Source organism: Rosistilla carotiformis, assembly GCF_007753095.1.
GTDB lineage: Bacteria > Planctomycetota > Planctomycetia > Pirellulales > Pirellulaceae > Rosistilla > Rosistilla carotiformis.
In genome coordinates, this window is record NZ_CP036348.1 from 4,516,330 (window position 1) to 4,535,491 (window position 19,162).

The following is a 19,162-nucleotide window of genomic DNA, read 5'->3' on the forward strand; positions in this document are numbered from 1 at the left end:
CCGGCGAACGACGATGACATCGATTCGATCCACGGTCGACAACGTCGGTCGTTCCCATGGTATCGCCGTCGAAAGATCGGAACCGCGAGCGGTTCGTGGCTGAACGACCGGCGGGTCATGTGGGGTTTCAACCGCGGGACGGGCTGATAATCTAGTGCTTTCGCTTTCGGAGTGACGATTGGCGAGCGCGAGTTTTGTTTCACCGCATCCATTTATTACGAACCTAAAAGATCATGAGCGATAACGCAGCCTTTGGCGATCGGTTGGCGGCAGCCGTCACGGAAAAAAAGTCGGTCGTCTGTGTGGGATTGGATCCACGTTTTGGGCAATTGCCAGCCGGCCTACGCGATGCAGCGGAGGCCAGCCCGCAGGGGCGTGCGGCGGCGTTCAGCCAATTTTGTCGTGAGATCATCGACGTCGTGGCGCCGCTGGTGCCGGTCGTCAAACCGCAGGCGGCCTTCTTCGAACAATTGGGCCCTCACGGAATGATGGCCTTGGCCGAAACGATCGAATATGCCCATCGCAGCGGTTTGATGGTCATCCTGGATGGCAAACGGAACGATATCGGTTCCACCGCTGCGGCTTATGCGTCGGCCTATCTGGGCGCGGGAGACCGGAGCGCTTGGGGCAGCGACGCATTGACGGTCAGTCCTTACTTGGGCGCCGACAGCATCGAACCGTTTGTCGAAGTGTGCGATTCCCGCCAGGCAGGCATCTTTGTGTTGGTAAAGACCTCGAATCCGGGCGGTGGTCTGCTGCAAGATCGCCGTGGCGAGGATGGCAGCGTCTACGAAGCGGTCGCCAACCTGGTCACGCAACAGAACGCGGATCGTATTGGAAAAAGTGGCTACGGGCCGGTCGGAGCGGTTGTGGGGGCGACATACCCCGAACAGCTTGCCGAACTGCGTCAGCGGATGCCATCGGCGTGGATCTTGATTCCTGGCTTCGGCGCTCAAGGCGGATCGGCTGCCGACGTGGCCGCGGGTTTTGATGACCAAGGACTCGGTGCGGTCGTGAACAATTCGCGCCACATCATCTTCGCGCACGAGCGCGCGGAGTTCAAAGACCAGTATGGCGATGCGCGATGGCAAGCCGCCGTCGAAGCCGCCACGCGTCAGATGAACGACCAACTGAAGCGATAGTTTCCGGAAGAGGCCGTTGCGTTGAAAATTAAGCTCGTTTGGATCGGTCGTTCGAAAGACAAAAACTTTGCCGATCTGATCGATCAGTATCGCAAGCGGTTATCGCATTACTGCGCGTTGGAAATTTCCGAACTAAAAGAACTCAAGGCGGGCCGTTTGTCGGCGGGGGAGCTGATGAAGAAAGAGGCCGACCTGTTGCTACGGCAGGTGGCCGATCAAGACCTGATGGTGTTGATGGACGAGCGCGGACGCCAGCTATCGTCGGTCGAATTGTCCGAATGGATTCAAGCGAAAATGAACATCGCCACTCCACGGATGACCTTGGTCATCGGAGGCGCATGGGGCGTCGACCCCAAAGTCAACGAACGGGCGGATTGGATATGGTCGCTGTCGAAATTGACGCTAACGCATGACATGGCGCGGGTGTTTCTGATCGAACAGATCTACCGTGCGTTCACGATTTTACGTGGCGAAAAATATCACAACGAGTAGGCGGGAGGGGGCAGGTCGTCAGGCGGGCAGGTGGGAATCGCGGACCTTGGGCTTGTCCGCCGGGTCCGAATGTCGAGCGCATCGCAACGATCGGTTTTCTCGAACCGTAAGCCCCGCTTTGGTGGCGACAGCGGGTGGCCTCGCTTTTTCAGAGCGAAACGCTCGACAAATGCTACTCTTGGCCGCGAACCGATTTGGTGGCGTCGGTTCCCAATTGCGATGCGCGTTGATTCTCGCGTTGGATCGCATCGTAAACTTCCTGACGATGCACGGGAATGCTTTGTGGCGCATCGATGCCCAGTCGCACTTTGTCGCCGCGAATGTCGACGATCGTGACCACGACGTCATCTCCGATCATGATACTTTCGTCGCGGTGGCGTGATAGAACAAGCATGGTGCTCTCTCTGAATGTTCGGGTTGTGTGAATATTGGCTAAATTCCATAACGCCGAGCAGAGCGGCACACGCTCGCTTGAAGGTCATGGGAGACTGGGGACGGGAAGCGATTGAAGGTTCCCGACAAGTAAGTCTATCGGCGGCCCGTTCTCACCAATTCAAAGAGTTCTATGCGTTGGCGGTTTCGCAGATTCTGCGGGCGCTACCGGCCAACGCTAGCATCGGTTGGTCGAGAACGCGCAACTCACACGATTGATACAGGCTGCACGCCGCGACGATCGAAGTCTCCACCTGGCCTCTCCCAGCCAACGTTGGGGATCGAACTTAACGTTCGATTCTCGACCTCTTCATACTCCGTGAGGCGGGATCCGACGCAGTTAGCCGTTGTCGACGTGGAAGTCGATGAACATTTGGTCGGTCGCCCATTTTTGAAACCACGCGACAAGCTGCGATGACAACGCCGCATCATCCAACGCGTCCAGCGCGGCGACACTTGAGATCGCCCGTTCCAGCGATACGCTGTCACACAACAACTGGAGGACTTCAAACTCCGCCGGCTCCAAGTCAATCGTGCGGACGACGTAACGGATCCGTGTGATCGCAAGATACGTCGGCCGTATCTGGGGAATCACGCCGTCGACGTCCTCCCCTTTGCGGACCGCAATCGCATATTCATGGGCCCCACTGTTCAACTGCAACAGCCGCAGGCAAGGGGCTGGCGTCAAGCAGATCCTACCCATCGAATCCGGCGGGACGGCGGCCAACGCGTCGCCGCGAAGGGTTTCCAACCGTTCGATCCCCGGTCCGCTGAAGACCTCGCTGTAGGTTCGCTCCAGCCGCGCAAGATCGATCATCAAGTCGCTCCACGATCGTTCCTGCGAATCGGAATCTTCATCCTCACAAGCCGCATCGCGATACTGGCTCAGGAAGCGATGAAAATGAGCCCCCAGGTCCGCCAAAGTGTAACTTTGCGACGGGAAGAACTGGAGATATTCCACGGCAAACGCGTTAAACGTCTCCTCACCCAACAGTTTCACAAGCGCCGGAAACTCTTCGCCTAAACACTCCAACAACCGCGCATAATACGCGTTGGCATAGACCTCGATCCGCTGCTGGCTGTCGAGTCTTTTCGATGGCAGGATCAAATCTTCCAGGCTTGCCCCGACGGCTTCTCCCAAAGCGTCTCGAGCGGTCTCCGATTGCGAGCCGCTCTGCACCCCATCGGGATGCGTGATGACCGCCTGCATCCATTGCTGAACGCGCTGCAGTCCGTGCGAAGTGGATTCCATCTACTCGACCTCCGCTCGACTGAACAACGCTGGCTGAGGAATCGCATCGCGACGGCGCTCGTTCGCCGGTGCCACCGCATCCTCCGTGGGAAGGGGCCGCGGCATGTTGGACGATTGCGACGGCGCATCCCAATCGTCCAACGGCTCGGCTTGGGCCGAACTCAGATAAGCTTTCGCCTTCAGCACCTCGGCATGCAGCACATCGAATTCGGGAATGTTGGCGTCCCATTCCAACAGCGTTGAAGCCCGGATCCCGCGTTGGTAGGCATATCGAAACAGCTCCCACACGCGATCGACCACGCGTCCATCGTGCGTGTCGATGCAGTGGGTTCCAAGATCGGTGTGCCCCGCCAAATGGAACTGGACAACGCGATCGGCGGGGATCGAATCGAGGTATTCGGTAGGAGAGAAATCGTGATTCACGCTGGAGACGTAGACGTTGTTCACGTCCAACAACAACTGGCATCCACTTTCGATCGTCATTCGGCGGATGAACTCCCATTCGCTCATCGTCGAATCGCGGAAGGTGACGTAGGTGCTGGGATTCTCCAGCACCAACGGCCGTTCCAGAATTTCTTGCACGATTCGAATCCGATCGCAGACGTGGCGTAGCGATTCTTCGTGGTAAGGGATGGGTAACAGATCGTGGGTGTTTTTTGATGCGATCCCAGTCCAACAGACATGGTCCGAAACCCAGCGTGCGCCGGTCTCATCGGCCAGTCGCTTCAGCTTTTTCAAGTATTCGAGGTTCAACGGATCGCTGCTGCCGATCGACATCGAAACCCCGTGCATTACGATCGGGTACCGTTCGGCGATTTGGTCCAGGACGTAAAGCGGACGCCCTTGGCAGTCCATGAAGTTCTCGGAGATGATTTCGAACCAATCGACCGCCGGTTGATGCTCCAAAATGTGTGCAAAGTGGGCGGTCCGCAGCCCAACGCCAAGCCCCAAGCCAGATGCCGTAGGCGATGGTTCTCGATTCGAATCGGTCATTGGTTCAAGGCTCCCGGAGGTGTTGCAACAAACAACGGCTGGTCGTGACAAAACAGGACCAGCCGTTGGAATCGGTTAACGAACATGGTTTGCTGCGCGTCACGCTTTATTTAGGTGCTGGACCGACCTTCTTGGCGGCAGCTGTCATCAATTGCTCGAATTGCTTGCGAGCCAATTTCCAAGCGTTGGCGTTCAAAGGCACACTGCAGCTGCCCTTGCCTTTGCATGTGTTCTGTCCGGGATAGCCGCCGCAGCCGCCAGCTCCCTTGCACTCATTGGCACCCGCGCAGTCGTGTTTTGCAACGCTTGCACAAGACCCCATACCGGCGCAATTGTGATCGCCTTTGCCTTCGCCCTTGCAAGTGTTCAATCCCTTGCAAGTGTTCGGAGAGGCGATCAACAACGCCGGATCGACTCCCAAATCGGCTTTCCCCTCGTCGGCCGATGCCAACTTGCTGCCGGCCACGAGCCCGCCCGTTGCAATCACGGCCATGCGTCCAAAATTCCGGCGTCCAATGTTCGTGTCACTCATAGTAAGTACCTTCTTTCGGGAAGTGGATGTAAACGACGACGAGCTTGCTGCCGATGCCAGTGGATCCGGTCGGAGCCAAACCAACGGTGCTGCCGAAGCAATCGTCACGCAGACGATTACCAATCGAATAGCGATCGCGGCATCTGCACTCGGTGCTGTGGAATCCTGAGAGAATTCCACCGCAATCCAATCGTCGCTTCGCAGTCTAGCCGCGTCGCCTCCCAGTGATTGTGTGCCATCTAACAGAACCCCACGCCTTAGCCAAAAGAAGTAGCCAGGGAGAAAGCCCCCCCACCCTTCGACGAACGGATTCCTCTACCCGGGGCGTCTTGGCAGTGGAGCCCCCAATCGAACGGAAACGTCTCCCATTCGCGCCGCACATGGATCGTGCAATTTTTTCATGTTGTATTTTCGATCCGCAGAAAACATTAGGTCGAACAATCACCCTAACCATGTGCCCAACCATCAATCGAAACGATCTGCCCGAGAATGAGATGCACGCACGACGCCGCCCCGCTCCGCGATTTGCCCTTATCCAATGCGAATCATGCCATCTTCCTCATCGCTCCCCGCATGAGGAACAGCAGCACTCCACAACCGAAGGGTTGGCCGAATTCCTATAAAGTGAAACGCCCCACGGCTGATGGAGCACTGCCCTTAAAGCGATCACAGGGAGCCCCCCTGTGCGCCAAAGCCGCGACCTGTTAACACTTCGCACTACCCGACCTCGCAGGAGCGGACCGTGGTTCAAAGAAGCCGAATGGTGCCGGCAACTGCGTCGTGTGAGGCGCCTTATCTACACTCATCCCCAGTCCGACAGACATAAGCGTTTACAAACGCCGCGATCGCCACCGGTCCAAAGGAAAATTGCATGCGAGTTTGGAAAGTTGGAATCATAGGAGGCGGGCCCGGCGGCTTGACGACGGCCTATTCGCTGCAAAAGATCGCGGATCGCCCGTTCCATGTGACGCTATTCGAGGCCAGCGATCGGCTGGGGGGAAAGATCCTCACGCCGCAATTCAGCAAAGCATCCTCACGCTACGAAGCGGGGGCGGCGGAATTCTATGGATACTCGCAATTTGACGACGATCCGCTGCGGGAATTGATTGCCGAACTCGGATTGCCCGTCACGCAAATGGAGGGCTGTGCGGTGATCATGAACAACCGCGTCCTTTCAAATCTCGATGATGTTCGCGATCACTTGGGGCTCGAAGCGTTCGCTGCGGTGACAGCGTTCGACCGCCGCGCTCGCGACCACATGACACCGGAGGAATTCTATCAATCCGACTACCCCGAAGGGTCGACTCGCCAACCCGACCGGCGTCGCTTTGATTCGATGTTAGACGCGATTGACAACGACGACGCACGCCAATATATCGAGGCGATGATCCACAGCGATCTGGCGACGGAGCCCAAGCAAACCAGCGTCGATTATGGTGTGCAGAACTACGTCATGAACCATCCTGCGTACATGAGCCTGTACAGCATTGAAGGGGGCAATGAGCGTTTGCCGCGCGAACTCGTCGCACGGATCGACGCGGACATCCTGCGTGATTGCCCGGTTCGCAGCGTCTGCAAACTCGAGGATGATCGATTGCGCATTGCATCGCGCCATCACGGTGAGGATCGACAGGACGATTTTGATTTTGTTGTCATCGCCCTGCCACACAATCAAGTGAACTCGGTTGCGTTTGAAGGGGATCGGCTTGCCGAGGCGATTCGAACGCACCACGACTACTTCAATTACCCAGCCCATTATCTGCGCGTCACGATCTTGTTCGACGAACCCTTCTGGCGTCGTACGTTGACCGATTCGTTCTGGATGCTGGATCGCATGGGGGGATGCTGCTTGTACGACGAATCCTCACGCGATCTGGAGAGTACCCACGGCGTGTTGGGTTGGTTGTTGGGGGGCAGCAATGCGGAAGAGATGAGTCACTTGGACGACGAGCGGTTGATCCAAGAGGCACTCGATTCGCTGCCCGACTTCCTCGCCGATGGACGCGAGCGTTTTGTCGAGGGGCGCGTCCATCGTTGGATTGGCGCGGTCAATGCGATGCCAGGTGGGATGGTGCCGCTGAGCCAAGATCGCCGCCACCAACCCGAGCCGACAGAACATGCCAACCTCTATATGGTCGGCGACTACTTGTATGACTCCACTCTCAACGGTGTCCTCGACTCGGCCAACTATGTCGCCGCGTGGATTGCGGGACGCATGAACAACAACGGAAAGGACCTAGTGTGATTGCCAAAGATATTCAACGCGGCAAGGCATCGACCGATTTTGGTGTCTTTAGTGAACTGCCGTTTGGATCAGAGATTCAGCAGATCGCGTTTGTCTCGGAACATCGCCCCGAACAAAAACTGCTGCTGGCATTGCCGATGCCGTTTCGACGATATGCGGTGAACGCAGAATCCGCCCCCGACCCGCAGACGGATGAATCCCATGACCGGCTCCAGATCATGACGATTCCCACCAGTAATCATCAGGATCCCGAACTGCAAGCGGTGGCAAGGCATTGGGTCGGTTCCCGCGCGACAGAGCAGAAGCTTCCGCTGGAAATGATGACGCTGCAGGGGGCTCAAGTTTTTTGGACGACCGGACGCGTGGCGGTCTTGGCTCCCGAAGACCGGCTCGATTCGGTGTGTCTCGCGTTAATCGAAAACTGCTGGTACGAAGCTGAACTGCGCGACATCGAACAGTTGTTAGGAGAATCGTGGCCGCAAATGGAAGCCGATGCGCCGTTGGCGTTTACGTTTGATGAGAAGTCGTTGTCGAAACAACCTCAGCTGAAGAAGCGTTTTCAACAGCTGGTCGGAATCCGCGCCCGCCAATCGCAACTGGGCCCCTTCATTCACCAACCGCATCTGCATCCACCCACGTTGGCCAGCCAAGTGGGCGAACGGTATCGCGAACGTTCCCGCATGCTTCACCGGCATGAATTCCTGGGTGAACAGCTCGAGGTCTTCGAACGAATCTACGACGCGCTTGGACAACGGGCGAGCGATTTTGTTCAAAGCCGAACCGGGCATATTCTGGAATGGATCATTATCGTGCTGTTGCTGACCCAGCTGCTGCTGTGGGGATTTGAACTCCTGACAAGCGCAGGACAATAATCCATGCGTTACTCATCGATTGACATTCTCAAGACGGTCGCGATCGTCGTGATGGTGCTGGTGCACTTTGCCGAAAACCTATCGGGTATCGGCTTACCGATTATCGGACTCGGTGCGCCGCTGTTTACGTTCCTGTCGGGGCTTGGCTATTGCCTGTGGGTGGATGGTCTGGAACGGCGTGGGATCAGCGAGGAAGAGATTTCGAAGCGTTCGATTCGACGGGGACTGTTCGTGTTCGGCGTCGGATTCGCTTTTAACATTCTCATCTGGCTTCCCGAAGACACCTTCAATTGGGACGTCTTGACCTTTATCGGAACCGCGATCCTGTTGTTAAATGGAATGCGGCGGTTGCCCGTACCGATTCCGATTTTGATTGCGATCGTGTCTGTCGTGGTCGCCCCTTTCCTGCGCGAGATGGCCGACTATCAAGCCTATTGGACCGAAGCCTATTTTGAAGTCGACCTAACCTTGTCCGACATTCTGATTGGATTTTTGGTCACCGGTTATTTCCCGATGTTTCCGTGGTTGGCCTATTCGATTGCTGGATTGGTCACGGGGAAGTTGATCGTTGCGAGCGCAGCAGAGGCTGAAGACGAAAGCCAACCGGAGAGAGAAAACCGATCCAGTTGGAAGATCGCCTTGGTGGGCGTTTTGTTGATGGGGAGCTCGGCCCTTCTGCTTTCGATTCGGCCGCAGATGCCCGATGCCATTGCAGAGCGTTTGTTGGGGGGATGGCATATGTTTCCAGCGACGATTGAATATGTGATGGCGACGATCGGGATGGCGATGTTCCTGTTCGGATTAGGACACCGCTTCATCGATCGAGAAACCAACACCGCGACGAAATCGAGTTGGCGAACGATTACCAAAACGTTCAGCCGATATTCGTTTACGATCTACGTCTTGCACCACTGCGTCCACATCTGGCCGATGTGGATCTACGCGATGGCGCAGCAACAGGAGCCAACCTATTATTGGCGATCCCTGATGCCACTTGAGGTTTCCTTGCTCCTGGCGGTTCTGTTTCTCGTCGCCTGCTTCTTCGCGCTGCGGAAAGTTGGCCCCGATCGGCGGCTGGGCGTCGAAGGCTGGATGCGATGGCTTTGTGACTGACGGTCTGAATCGCACTCACCGCGGAAGTCCACAGAAGCCAAGGGTGCGTTTTGAATTTCACAAAGGGGCCCCGGCGCATCGGCTGGATCGGTCGCTCGATATGGCAAACGAGTCCACTTGTGGGGACAATGCGGTTCTGTTCAGATGAACACAACGTTTCATTCCCACACATAGTTCCAACGAACTGGGACATACCGATATGGTGCGGGTAGATCACAGGCAGGTTCCCTGGTGGAAAAAAGGGGTGATCTATCAGATCTATCCCCGGTCGTTTCAGGATAGCGATGCGGACGGGGTCGGAGATCTGGTCGGCATCAAATCGCGTTTGGACTATCTTGCCAGCCTGGGGATCGATGCTGTCTGGTTGTCACCGATTTATCCCTCCCCAATGGCGGATTTTGGATACGACATCGCGGACTATTGCGGTATCGATCCAATGTTTGGTGATCTTACGGGCTTCGATCGACTGCTTTCGGCGGTCCACGCGCGTGGGCTTCGGCTGCTGCTGGATTTCGTTCCCAATCATACCTCCGACCAACATCCTTGGTTTATCCAAAGTCGGTCATCACGCGAGAACCCAAAGCGAGATTGGTACATCTGGAGAGATCCGGCACCCGACGGCGGACCGCCAAACAACTGGATCAGCGACTTCGGTGGCTCGTCTTGGGAATGGGATGCAAGCACCGGCCAGTATTACCTCCACGCATTCCTGACGTCGCAACCCGACATCAATTGGCGCGAACCCCAGGTTCGTGAAGCGATGATGGCGGTGCTGAGATTTTGGCTCGACCGAGGTGTCGACGGATTTCGAATCGACGTGCTGTGGCACATCATCAAAGCGGCAACCCTGCCCGACAATCCGATCAACGCCGACTGGACGCCCGACCGCACACAGCGCGATCGGCTAATCCAGCTCCATTCGACCGACCAGCCCGAAGCGCATGCGATCTCTGCCGATTTCCGCGCGCTGGCCGATAGCTACGGCGACCGCGTCCTGATCGGTGAGATCTGTCTGCCCAATGATCGCCTGGCTCGATGGTATGGCACGGCAAATCGCCCGCAAGTGCATATGCCGTTCAACTTCCAGCTGATCGAAAGCGTCTGGGACGCCGCAGTGATCCGACAGTCGATCGCCGACTATGAGGCCTCGTTGCCGGAATTCGGTTGGCCCAACTGGGTGATCGGAAGTCACGACGCGGCCCGCATTGCCGCGCGAGTCGGCGACGCGCAGGCTCGTGTTGCCGCAATGCTTCTGTTGACTCTTCGTGGCACGCCGACGTTGTACCAGGGGGACGAAATTGGGATCGGCAAGGTGACGATCCCGCCCGATCGCGTGCGCGATCCACAAGGACTGCGTCAGCCTGGCCTGGGGCTCGGACGCGATCGTTCGCGCACTCCGATGCCGTGGGACGGATCGACCCACGCTGGCTTCAGCACGCTGGATCCCTGGCTGCCGCTCAACGAAGACTGGCCAACTCGAAACGTCGCAGCGCAAGATCGGGACGCCGATTCCCTCCTATCGCTCTACCGATCTCTGTTGGCGCTGCGGCGCTCCCACGACGCACTCGCAATCGGTGAGATCACCCTTGTCGACGCAGCCGAGGACGTGCTCGCCTACCAGCGGCGACATGCGGGCGAGTCCTTGCTGATCGTGCTGAACCTGGGTGGCAAGACGCGTCCTCTGATGTTGCCGACCAAGACTTGTGTCGCCGAAGTTCTTGCCTCGACACTTCTGCCATCCACTGCGAGTCGATCGCATCGGGCGTTTCGCTCGGTGGACAACGTGCTCGCCCCTGACGAAGGCCTCGTCTTGCGACTGAAAGAGAAACACTGATATGCGTGTTGCGATGTTGGCTCCGATTGCTTGGCGGACGCCGCCAAGAAACTACGGCCCCTGGGAACTTGTCACCAGCATGCTGACCGAGGCACTGGTCGAGCGTGGCGTCGACGTGACGTTGTTTGCCACCCTCGATAGCATGACGACGGGGACGCTCGATGGCGTCGTGCCAGCGCCGTATGGCGACGATTCGTCGATCGATGCCAAGGTCTGGGAATTCCGCCACCTTGCCTACCTCTTCGAACAGGCCGACCAATTTGATCTGATTCACAACCAAGCGGATTTTCCCGCCCACGCGTTTTCGCGGTTGATCGACACGCCGATCGTGACGACGATCCACGGATTCTCGTCCAATCGCATTCTGCCAATGTATGTGGAATACCAAGACATTGTCCATTTTGTCGCGATCAGCGACGCCGACCGCTGTGCCGATCTGCGCTATGCGGCGACGATCCATCACGGAATTCCTATCGACGATTTTCCGTTGAATCTAACGGGTAGCGACGATCTGCTTTTCTTTGGACGCATCCATCCCGACAAGGGGGCTGCCGAGGCGATCGCTGCTGCGCGGGCGAGCGGCCGCCAGCTCCACATGTATGGGATCGTGCAGGATACCGACTACTATGATCGCGAAGTTCGACCAGCCGAAGATGGCGTAACGATTACCTATCACGGCGTTGTCGGAGGGGAACAGCGGCTGCATGCTCTTGGGTCCGCCCGCGCGCTTTTGCATCTGATCAATTTCGATGAGCCATTCGGGCTTTCGGTTGTCGAAGCGATGGCTTGCGGCACGCCCGTTATCGCATCGCGGCGTGGATCGATGCCCGAACTGATTCAGCATGGCGTGACTGGCTTTCTCGTCGACAACCTTACCGAAGCGAATCAGGCAATCGAGCGTATCGGCGAGATCGATCGGCGAACCGTCCGCAACGCCGTAGCGGACCGATTTAGCATTGATCGCATGGCAGACGCCTACTTGGCCCTCTATCAGCGTATCCTTGGAGCCTAGCGCGCAGGCCGTCCTGACATTTCAGCTCCCCTATCGAAACCCGTCGACATTGATCTGGCGTTCAGTTCCCCAACGCCTCAAAACCGGAAACGACGTCGAAGAGTTCCTCGTCGATGCTGCTTTGTCGCTGGCGATGATATGTGGAGTTGAGCGTCGAAAGCAGTTCGTCAATATTCTTGTCGGCGCGTTGCATCGCATCCAATCGGCTGGCGTTCTCGCTAGCCAAGGACTCCGCACACGCGCGAAACAGCGAGACAAATAGATATTCGCCCGTCAGTTTGCGCATCGTTTGGATATCGTTCCCCAATACTTCGGGCGGACTTTTGGTTGGCCAAGCGATCTCGCTGCGCTGACGACGCCACGCATTGTCCAGCGGCAGAAGCCGTTGGCTGACCGGTTCGTAGAGTGAACCCGTGGTAGGGCGATTGTGAAATAAGTAGAGCTGGGTGCCAGGATTTTGACGCGTACGTGCTTCGTATTCGATCAGAATTTGGCCGACCAAAGGCGCGATCGCTCGCACCGTGTTGGGAACGTTGAATCGGCCGACCGAATCGGCATCCGCATCGTTCAGCCGCGAATGGACGCGTTCTCCCACCGCCCACAGTATCGGCTTGCCAGGCAAATCTGCCAGAGTTTGCAACGCTTCGTCCGCAATGATCGTGTTGAATTGACCGACGAGTCCCTGGTCGGTCCCGAAGACGATCGCTGCCGCTTTGTCCGAACCGGTGTTCGGTAGCGCAGCAGATGAAACGCCGGCGGCCTTAGCAGCTCGAATACAGACACCCAAACCAAGTTCCACGGTGCGGCTGTAATCGAAGAGCGCGCGGACTGAGTTTTCATATTGCGTGATGTTGGAAGCGGCCATCGCTTTCATCGTCCGCACCACCGATTGCAAGTCGGTCGCTCCACCGATCTGTCGCTTCAACAACGCTATCGATTGGCTCACGAATCGACTCCTTTGCTTGGCGTTCGCTGCGAATCGGATGGTTGGAATGGCTGCAACGCCTCGCGGGCAATCTTCAAAATCTCGGCACGATCAAGATCGCTGAGCGAATCCGCGGTAAGCAGACGATCTTGAATCGCGGTCGGAATTTTTACAGCGGCCTCGCGGACCGCGGTTTCCGCGTCGGGCATTTGGTCGAGCGGAATCGCATCGAACAGACAATCCGTCAGCGTCAATAACACCGTCACCTGCGCAGCGACCGAGACAGGCGAGTGTTCCGCCTGCTTCAAACAGGCACGGATGCGTTGACCATGTTGGATCACTTGGCGCGTCGATTCGTCGACGCGCGCTCCAAACTTTGAAAACGTTTCCAGCTCTTCAAACTGAGCATACGCCAATTTGAGATCACCTGCGACCGCGCGATACGCCGCCCGTTGCGCCTTGCCGCCGACACGCGACACCGATTTGCCAACGTCGACCGCGGGTAAGATGCCCAACTCAAACAACGACGGTGAAAGATAGATCTGTCCGTCGGTAATCGAGATCAAATTGGTCGGAATGTAGGCGGAGATGTCTTGCGCCTCGGTCTCGATGATCGGAAGCGCGGTCAGCGAGCCACCGCCAAGATCGGCACGCAGATGAGTCGAACGTTCCAACAAACGCGCGTGCAGGTAGAAGATGTCACCGGGAAACGCTTCGCGACCGGGCGGGCGTCGCAGCAGCAATGACAACTCGCGATAGGCACGGGCGTGGTGCGTCAGATCGTCGTAGACAATCAACACATCACGGCCCTGTTCCATGAAATACTCCGCGATGGTTGTCGCCGCGTACGGTGCGACATAAGCAACGCCGGGCGGGTCGTTCCCTTCGGCAACGACGACGACCGAATAGTCCATCGCACCTTTTTCCTTCAACGTTGCCACGACTTTGGCAACCGTCGATGCACGTTGACCGATCGCGCAGTAGACGCAGACGACGTCTTGATTGCGTTGGTTCAGAATCGTATCGATCGCGATCGCTGTCTTCCCCGTTTGCCGATCTCCCAAAATCAATTCACGCTGCCCACGCCCGATCGGGATCATTGCATCGACGACCTTCAACCCGGTTTGAAGCGGCACCGTGACAGGATCGCGATCCATGATCGAGGTTGCCGGCCGTTCGATCGGTTTTCGCTGACTGCAGACGACCGGCGCCCGGCCATCGAGCGGGCGGCCTAGCGGGTCGATCACCCGGCCCAGCAAACTGTCCCCCACCGCGACGTCCATCACGCGTCCCGTTCGGCGAACTTCGCCGCCCGAACGAAGCGTGGCGTAATCCCCCAACAACACCACACCAATTTCATCGGCGTCCACGTTGAACGCGATGCCCAGTGTGCCGTTGTCGAAGGTCACCATTTCGTCATACCCAATCCCCGGCAATCCGGTGACTTGAGCGATCCCCGTCGACACGCTCGCAAGCGTTCCAATCTCGTGTGGCAGCAACGACGGTTCAAAGGCTTGACGACCGCGAGCAATCCGATCGAACGCCCTTTCAAAGGTGACATGCATCAGGTCATCGGGCGCGTTCATTGAGCGACTCCCGCTTCCGCATCCGCCGCAACGTTGTCGAGCAATTCGCCCACGCTTGATTCCAGCGATGTCAGATAGTCACCAATACTCCACGCGATCCGTTGCCCGCCCACTGTCAGTTCGATTCCACTGGTAATCGCAGGATCCGTTTCGAAACCAACGGGCAGTTCCGCCGCAAAGACTTCGTCAATTGAACTTCGGATCGCGTCGTGTTGCTGCGACGACAACGGCATCGCACTTCGCACCCTTGCGGGGGCGGAATCGGAGACTTTGCATTGACGAACGGTTTGCTTCACGTCGTCGTCGAGATCACGCAGTCGGGCAAGAAACACATCGCACATCCGACTTTCAAGATCGTTGTCCGCCAAATCCGACAACGCGTGACGTGCGATCGCAAACACTTCGGCTTGCGTTCGACGGGAGATCTCGGCTTGCAAACTTGTCAGCTCGCGTTGCAATGATTCCTGACGTTTGGCTCGCAACGCGTCTGCCTCGGTTCGCGCCTCGTCAAGCATCTGTTGCCGGCTGGCCTTCACTTCGTCGGTTGCCTTGCTGAGCAATTCGTTCCGCTGCCGATCGAACTCTGCATTCTTCGAATGGAACTCGTCCCGTTCCCGCTCGGCTTCCCGCGTTTTCGCATCCGCATCAGCCAGTTCGTCCGCGATCCGTTGCTCCCGCTGATCGATCGCATCCAAGATCGGTTTGTAGAGAAAACGCTTCAACAGCCAAACCAAGACCAGGAAATTGGCAGTCTGCGCACCGACGGTAAACCAATCGATCAGCATCGTCTATTTCCCCGCCACTTGTTCGATGGCGTAGTTCCAAAACGGGTTGGCGAAAATCAGGATCATCGACACAACAAAGCAATAGATCGCAGTGGATTCGATCATTGCCAAGCCGACAAACAGGGTCCGCGTGATCGTTGGCGAGGCATCGGGTTGCTGCGCGATCGATGTGAGCGCCGTTGCGACCGCCTTGCCTTCGGCGAGCGCTGGCCCCATCGTGCCGAAACCGGTCGTAATTCCCGCGAGGATGATCGAGATGATCGCAATCCAAGTTGTGTTATCCATATTCCTTCCTTTCAGTCGCTGTTCATGATTTGATTGTTTCTGTTTCTGGTTCCGGATCGATCTTTGTCTCGCGAACGCGTGTCGCCGCAGCGATATAAACCGCAGCCAAGATGCTGAAGATGTAAGCCTGGACCATCCCGGTCAGCAGCCCCAGCAGAGTCATCACGACCGGGAACAGGAACGGTGTGATCGAAAGAAGAATCCCGATGATCATCGCCCCACTCATCATGTTGCCAAACAGACGGATCGCGAGCGCCAGCGTCCGCGAAATTTCGCTGATCAGATTAAAGGGCAGCATGATGAACGTCGGTTCGAGATACGACTTCAAGTAGCCGGCAATTCCTTGGTCTTCGATTCCAAACAGCGGCACGGCGACAAACACACACAGTGCAAGTGCACAGGTGGTCGACAGGGATCCCGTGGGCGGTTCGTAGAATGGCAGGATCGTGAAGAGACTCGCGGTGGCGACAAACAGGAACAGCGTTCCGATAAAGCCCAGATATTTCCGAGGCTCGCGAAGTCCAATGCTTTGAATTTGCTGGACGATACCGGTCACGACGATCTCCAGCAGGTTTTGCCAGCGACTGCGTTCATGATTCGTCGACAACTTGCGAGTGATCCGCAACGACCCGACGGTAAGCACGATCATGATCGCCCACGTGAAGACAATCGTGGCGTTCAGTTTGATAAAACCTGCCTGCCAAAAGATCCACTCATCGGGTGTGAGACGCATAATCGGCCTCCTTCGTTAGCGGGGATCGCGGCGTTTCCGGGGTTCGCAAAACGCGTGTCACGATCACTCGAGCGATCAAGAAGCCAGACAGACAGATTAACAACCGCTGCCAATTTCCGTTCGCGACAAAATAGAACCCGAGCAGGGTGATTGCCATTCTCGAGACATGGCTGATCAGAAACCAAGCCACAGGACGATCCGACGTCAAACCTTTGCGCACGGTCCACCACAACCCGCCGAAGAAAATTCCGCCGAGGGCCAAGCCTGCGATAAAAGGGACGCCCGTGTTCAGTAATTCATTCATCGTGATCATCTTTCTCTTCGTGCATCGCCTTGTCTTCTTTGGAGACCCACATCCACGCGTTGAAACAACCGAGCAACAGTCCCGCCACCAATAACATCAACGTCCACGACTGGTCGCGAGGGAATCGCCGGTCGAGCCAGATGCCCAGGACGGTCCCCAACAGCGTCGGCACCACAACCGACCAACCGACAAGGCCCATCATTCCGAGCCCGAACCACAGGCCGGAGTCTTGGTGTCGCATCACCTTCATTTTTCGCTTCGCTTTGGTCTCCACTTGATCAGCGAACTTCGACGCCGGGGCACTTGGATGCTTGCGCAGTGGCGGATCGGGTTCGGGGGTTTCATTCATGATGCAAGTTCGCAATGCGTCGGACAAAATCGACTTCCATCCGCGCCAGTACCGCGCGCGCGTCTTGTTCGTGTTCGTTCAACGTCAAGAACTCTCGTTGGACCGCTTCCCGTAGTTCGCTCAAGTCCGCCCCAATGATCGCGTTGCGCACGGAAACCAACACGTTCTTTCCGGTCTTCACCATCGCCCCTTCGTCGACCGCCACATACGATTCGCCAGCGTCTTCGCTCTCGTAGACCAGTATACCGGGCGTGATCGCGGCCACGCAGTCGAGTCGATGCGGCAGCAGGCCAAACGAACCGTCCGGAGTCTCCACCACCACGCGCGATACGTCGCTGCGCTCGATCAGCACTTGATAGGGCAACAAGATCTTAAGCGTCATGTGGGCTGGGCTTGGCATGCGCGCGCTCCTTGTTGGCAACGGGATTCGGCCCCTTGGGCATCTTGGCTTCGTCGATCTTACCGATCATGTAAAGCGACTTTTCCGGGTAGTCTTTGAATTCATCGTTCAAAATCCGCTGGCACCCGTCCAGCGAATCCTCCAAGCTGACCGCTTTCCCTTTGAGCCCCGTGAACTGTTCGGTAGTGAAAAACGGTTGCGTCAAGAACCTTTCCAAGCGCCGTGCGCGGGCGACCACGTTTCGATCATCGGGGGACAATTGTTCCAAGCCCAGCATCGCGATGATGTCTTTCAGTTCGTCGTATTGTGCAAGTGTGCGGCGAATCTCTTGAGCCAATTCATAATGGCGTCTACCAACGATGCCGGGAGTCGCCATTTTCGAATTCGATTGCAACGGATCGATCGCCGGAAACAGGCCCTCGCCCGCTCGCGTGCGCGATAGCACGATGGAAGCCGACAGGTGGGAGAAGGTGTGGACGGCGGCGGGATCGGTGAAGTCGTCGGCGGGAACATAAACCGCCTGAATCGAAGTGATCGCGCCCGAATCGGTATTCGCAATCCGTTCCTCCAATCCCGATAGCTCGGTGCCCATCGTCGGCTGATATCCCAACCGCGAAGGCATGTGCCCCATCAATCCAGAGACTTCCATGCCGGCTTGGATGAAGCGAAAGATGTTGTCGATTAATAACAACACGTCGCGATGCTCTTCGTCACGAAAGTACTCGGCCATTGTCAACGCAGCGTGTCCCACGCGAAACCGACTCCCCGGCGGTTCGTTCATCTGACCGAAGATCATCACCATGTTATCCAACACGCCCGCCGATTTCATTTCGCGGTACAGTTCTTCGCCTTCGCGACACCGTTCTCCGATACCACAAAAAATGCTTGTCCCTTCTTCTTGGCCGACCATGTTATGAATCAATTCAGCCAACAAAACCGTCTTGCCAACGCCCGCACCACCAAACAAACCGGCTTTGCCGCCGCGTTCCAATGGCAGCAGAACGTCGATCGCTTTGATACCCGTCTCAAAAACTTCCGATTTCGTCGATCGTCGGACTAGCGACGGTGGGGCTTGGTGCACGCTTCGCCACTTAACATCTTCTAACGCCGGGCCTCGATCGATCGTGTTGCCAAAGACATCGAACATCCGCGACAGAATCGGTTTGCCAACGGGAGCCATCAAGGGGCTGCCCGTATCGGTCACCTGCATCCCACGCGCAAGTCCCTGCGTGGGTGTCAGGGCAATCCCGCGGACGATCTGAGAATCCAGCTGGGCGAGTACTTCGATCGCAATCTCTTGGTTGTTGCCAGTCCGCAACATCGTATGGATCGCAGGCAAGCACTCGGTAAAGCTCACATCGACAATGCTGCCACGCACCGCGACCACTTTACCGAAATGTGATTCGGGCGGATCGGCGTTGAGCGATGTGGAACGTTCGGTCGTTTTGGATGACATCATACCTAGCGTGACGAAGCGACGGTTAAGCGATGGAAAGGAAGCATGTGTGTCCTCCTTTGGCAACACGCGTCAGTTTCGCGTGCTGCCGATCAAAACCAATGTAATGCTTTAGCGCGGCGGCGGGAGACCAGTTCGCGCCATAGACCAGGCCGGTCCGGTGTTTGTGTTTCAACGAATCAGCCGACACGCCCGAAGCTGCTGCATTGCGCCGCCAAGTCGGAGCAATGAAAATAACACATCTCCAACGGCGTTGTCCGAACATTCGCAGTCTCTACATGAAGCATGGATTCCATGTCTTAGCGCTGCCCCCAAAAGCATCCTCGACATTGGCGCGTCTCGCCGGTCGTCTCACCCAACGCAACGCCAGACCTGCCGCAGAAGCAACCTCGAGCAGACTCAAAGAGCGAGCACCATTGC

Annotated in this window: 21 protein-coding genes; 7 read left to right on the plus strand and 14 right to left on the minus strand. The window is 57.0% G+C overall.

All coding sequences use genetic code 11. The features are described from left to right. The first annotated feature begins 233 nt into the window (after positions 1-233). Together pyrF and Poly24_RS16340 are read left to right on the plus strand one after the other, a co-directional pair. Complete coding sequence (gene pyrF, locus Poly24_RS16335; RefSeq protein ID WP_145097584.1) at positions 234-1,142, plus strand: orotidine-5'-phosphate decarboxylase; 909 nt, start codon at positions 234-236, stop codon at positions 1,140-1,142. A 21-nt stretch (positions 1,143-1,163) separates the two neighbouring features. Next, positions 1,164-1,634 (plus strand): 23S rRNA (pseudouridine(1915)-N(3))-methyltransferase RlmH, encoded by a 471-nt coding sequence (locus tag Poly24_RS16340; protein WP_145097587.1) that lies wholly within the window; start codon positions 1,164-1,166, stop codon positions 1,632-1,634. 172 nt (positions 1,635-1,806) lie between these two features. On the opposite strand, the gene csrA is transcribed toward Poly24_RS16340, so the two are convergent. The 5 genes from csrA to Poly24_RS16360 all read right to left on the minus strand — a co-directional run bounded on the left by csrA (position 1,807) and on the right by Poly24_RS16360 (position 4,843). Then, positions 1,807-2,028 carry a carbon storage regulator CsrA gene (gene csrA / locus Poly24_RS16345; RefSeq protein WP_145097590.1) on the minus strand — a complete coding sequence of 74 codons (222 nt, stop codon included), beginning with the start codon at positions 2,026-2,028 and terminating at the stop codon, positions 1,807-1,809. A 169-nt stretch (positions 2,029-2,197) separates the two neighbouring features. After that, positions 2,198-2,320: a hypothetical protein gene (locus Poly24_RS27665; RefSeq protein WP_261343092.1), complete on the minus strand. Its 123-nt coding sequence runs from the start codon at positions 2,318-2,320 to the stop codon at positions 2,198-2,200. A gap of 86 nt (positions 2,321-2,406) precedes the next feature. Beyond that, a complete protein-coding gene (locus tag Poly24_RS16350; RefSeq protein WP_145097593.1) occupies positions 2,407-3,318 on the minus strand; it encodes an HvfC/BufC N-terminal domain-containing protein in 912 nt (303 codons plus the stop codon). Continuing rightward, positions 3,319-4,311: an MNIO family bufferin maturase gene (bufB, locus tag Poly24_RS16355; protein ID WP_145097596.1), complete on the minus strand. Its 993-nt coding sequence runs from the start codon at positions 4,309-4,311 to the stop codon at positions 3,319-3,321. 106 nt (positions 4,312-4,417) lie between these two features. Continuing rightward, a complete protein-coding gene (locus tag Poly24_RS16360; RefSeq protein ID WP_145097599.1) occupies positions 4,418-4,843 on the minus strand; it encodes a hypothetical protein in 426 nt (141 codons plus the stop codon). Positions 4,844-5,714: 871 nt separating this feature from the next. Between Poly24_RS16360 and Poly24_RS16365 the strand changes: the two genes are divergently transcribed. The 5 genes from Poly24_RS16365 to Poly24_RS16385 all read left to right on the plus strand — a co-directional run bounded on the left by Poly24_RS16365 (position 5,715) and on the right by Poly24_RS16385 (position 11,919). Next, positions 5,715-7,088 carry a flavin monoamine oxidase family protein gene (locus Poly24_RS16365; protein ID WP_145097602.1) on the plus strand — a complete coding sequence of 458 codons (1,374 nt, stop codon included), beginning with the start codon at positions 5,715-5,717 and terminating at the stop codon, positions 7,086-7,088. After that, a complete protein-coding gene (locus tag Poly24_RS16370; protein WP_145097605.1) occupies positions 7,085-7,960 on the plus strand; it encodes a hypothetical protein in 876 nt (291 codons plus the stop codon). The genes Poly24_RS16365 and Poly24_RS16370 overlap by 4 nt, the downstream gene beginning before the upstream one ends. A gap of 3 nt (positions 7,961-7,963) precedes the next feature. Then, positions 7,964-9,073, plus strand: a complete 1,110-nt coding sequence (locus Poly24_RS16375) for a heparan-alpha-glucosaminide N-acetyltransferase domain-containing protein (RefSeq protein ID WP_145097608.1) — start codon at positions 7,964-7,966, stop codon at positions 9,071-9,073. Positions 9,074-9,317: 244 nt separating this feature from the next. Beyond that, complete coding sequence (locus Poly24_RS16380) at positions 9,318-10,907, plus strand: alpha-amylase family glycosyl hydrolase (protein WP_315852206.1); 1,590 nt, start codon at positions 9,318-9,320, stop codon at positions 10,905-10,907. Position 10,908: 1 nt separating this feature from the next. Continuing rightward, positions 10,909-11,919: a glycosyltransferase family 4 protein gene (locus tag Poly24_RS16385; protein WP_145097615.1), complete on the plus strand. Its 1,011-nt coding sequence runs from the start codon at positions 10,909-10,911 to the stop codon at positions 11,917-11,919. A 61-nt stretch (positions 11,920-11,980) separates the two neighbouring features. Here Poly24_RS16385 and Poly24_RS16390 read toward each other — a convergent pair whose 3' ends face one another. From Poly24_RS16390 to atpD, 9 genes are read right to left on the minus strand one after another with little or no spacing between them, the layout of a single operon-like run. Beyond that, positions 11,981-12,865 carry a F0F1 ATP synthase subunit gamma gene (locus tag Poly24_RS16390; protein ID WP_145097619.1) on the minus strand — a complete coding sequence of 295 codons (885 nt, stop codon included), beginning with the start codon at positions 12,863-12,865 and terminating at the stop codon, positions 11,981-11,983. Next, positions 12,862-14,430: an alternate F1F0 ATPase, F1 subunit alpha gene (locus Poly24_RS16395; RefSeq protein WP_145097622.1), complete on the minus strand. Its 1,569-nt coding sequence runs from the start codon at positions 14,428-14,430 to the stop codon at positions 12,862-12,864. The genes Poly24_RS16390 and Poly24_RS16395 overlap by 4 nt, the downstream gene beginning before the upstream one ends. Continuing rightward, complete coding sequence (locus Poly24_RS16400; RefSeq protein WP_145097625.1) at positions 14,427-15,215, minus strand: F0F1 ATP synthase subunit delta; 789 nt, start codon at positions 15,213-15,215, stop codon at positions 14,427-14,429. Before Poly24_RS16400 ends, Poly24_RS16395 begins: the two co-directional genes overlap by 4 nt. 3 nt (positions 15,216-15,218) lie before the next feature. Next, positions 15,219-15,500, minus strand: coding sequence for a F0F1 ATP synthase subunit C (locus tag Poly24_RS16405; protein ID WP_145097628.1), 282 nt, complete (start codon positions 15,498-15,500; stop codon positions 15,219-15,221). Positions 15,501-15,522: 22 nt separating this feature from the next. Beyond that, positions 15,523-16,233, minus strand: coding sequence for a F0F1 ATP synthase subunit A (locus tag Poly24_RS16410; RefSeq protein WP_145097631.1), 711 nt, complete (start codon positions 16,231-16,233; stop codon positions 15,523-15,525). Then, positions 16,214-16,537, minus strand: coding sequence for an ATP synthase subunit I (locus Poly24_RS16415; protein WP_145097634.1), 324 nt, complete (start codon positions 16,535-16,537; stop codon positions 16,214-16,216). Before Poly24_RS16415 ends, Poly24_RS16410 begins: the two co-directional genes overlap by 20 nt. Next, positions 16,530-16,886 (minus strand): AtpZ/AtpI family protein, encoded by a 357-nt coding sequence (locus Poly24_RS16420; protein WP_145097637.1) that lies wholly within the window; start codon positions 16,884-16,886, stop codon positions 16,530-16,532. The genes Poly24_RS16415 and Poly24_RS16420 overlap by 8 nt, the downstream gene beginning before the upstream one ends. Beyond that, positions 16,879-17,286, minus strand: a complete 408-nt coding sequence (locus tag Poly24_RS16425; RefSeq protein WP_145097640.1) for a F0F1 ATP synthase subunit epsilon — start codon at positions 17,284-17,286, stop codon at positions 16,879-16,881. The genes Poly24_RS16420 and Poly24_RS16425 overlap by 8 nt, the downstream gene beginning before the upstream one ends. Then, the gene (gene atpD, locus Poly24_RS16430) at positions 17,258-18,745 is read right to left on the minus strand and encodes a F0F1 ATP synthase subunit beta (RefSeq protein ID WP_145097644.1); all 1,488 of its coding nucleotides are present in this window, start codon (positions 18,743-18,745) and stop codon (positions 17,258-17,260) included. Before atpD ends, Poly24_RS16425 begins: the two co-directional genes overlap by 29 nt. Between the last annotated feature and the right edge of the window lie 417 nt (positions 18,746-19,162).

Coding starts and splice junctions, on each gene's coding strand:
- pyrF (WP_145097584.1), top strand. CDS start 234: ATGAGCGATAACGCAGCCTTTGGCGATCGGTTGGCGGCAGCCGTCACG.
- csrA (WP_145097590.1), bottom strand. CDS start 2,028: ATGCTTGTTCTATCACGCCACCGCGACGAAAGTATCATGATCGGAGAT.
- Poly24_RS16350 (WP_145097593.1), bottom strand. CDS start 3,318: ATGGAATCCACTTCGCACGGACTGCAGCGCGTTCAGCAATGGATGCAG.
- bufB (WP_145097596.1), bottom strand. CDS start 4,311: ATGACCGATTCGAATCGAGAACCATCGCCTACGGCATCTGGCTTGGGG.
- Poly24_RS16360 (WP_145097599.1), bottom strand. CDS start 4,843: ATGAGTGACACGAACATTGGACGCCGGAATTTTGGACGCATGGCCGTG.
- Poly24_RS16365 (WP_145097602.1), top strand. CDS start 5,715: ATGCGAGTTTGGAAAGTTGGAATCATAGGAGGCGGGCCCGGCGGCTTG.
- Poly24_RS16375 (WP_145097608.1), top strand. CDS start 7,964: ATGCGTTACTCATCGATTGACATTCTCAAGACGGTCGCGATCGTCGTG.
- Poly24_RS16385 (WP_145097615.1), top strand. CDS start 10,909: ATGCGTGTTGCGATGTTGGCTCCGATTGCTTGGCGGACGCCGCCAAGA.
- Poly24_RS16395 (WP_145097622.1), bottom strand. CDS start 14,430: ATGAACGCGCCCGATGACCTGATGCATGTCACCTTTGAAAGGGCGTTC.
- Poly24_RS16400 (WP_145097625.1), bottom strand. CDS start 15,215: ATGCTGATCGATTGGTTTACCGTCGGTGCGCAGACTGCCAATTTCCTG.
- Poly24_RS16405 (WP_145097628.1), bottom strand. CDS start 15,500: ATGGATAACACAACTTGGATTGCGATCATCTCGATCATCCTCGCGGGA.
- Poly24_RS16410 (WP_145097631.1), bottom strand. CDS start 16,233: ATGCGTCTCACACCCGATGAGTGGATCTTTTGGCAGGCAGGTTTTATC.
- Poly24_RS16415 (WP_145097634.1), bottom strand. CDS start 16,537: ATGAATGAATTACTGAACACGGGCGTCCCTTTTATCGCAGGCTTGGCC.
- Poly24_RS16420 (WP_145097637.1), bottom strand. CDS start 16,886: ATGAATGAAACCCCCGAACCCGATCCGCCACTGCGCAAGCATCCAAGT.
- Poly24_RS16425 (WP_145097640.1), bottom strand. CDS start 17,286: ATGCCAAGCCCAGCCCACATGACGCTTAAGATCTTGTTGCCCTATCAA.
- atpD (WP_145097644.1), bottom strand. CDS start 18,745: ATGATGTCATCCAAAACGACCGAACGTTCCACATCGCTCAACGCCGAT.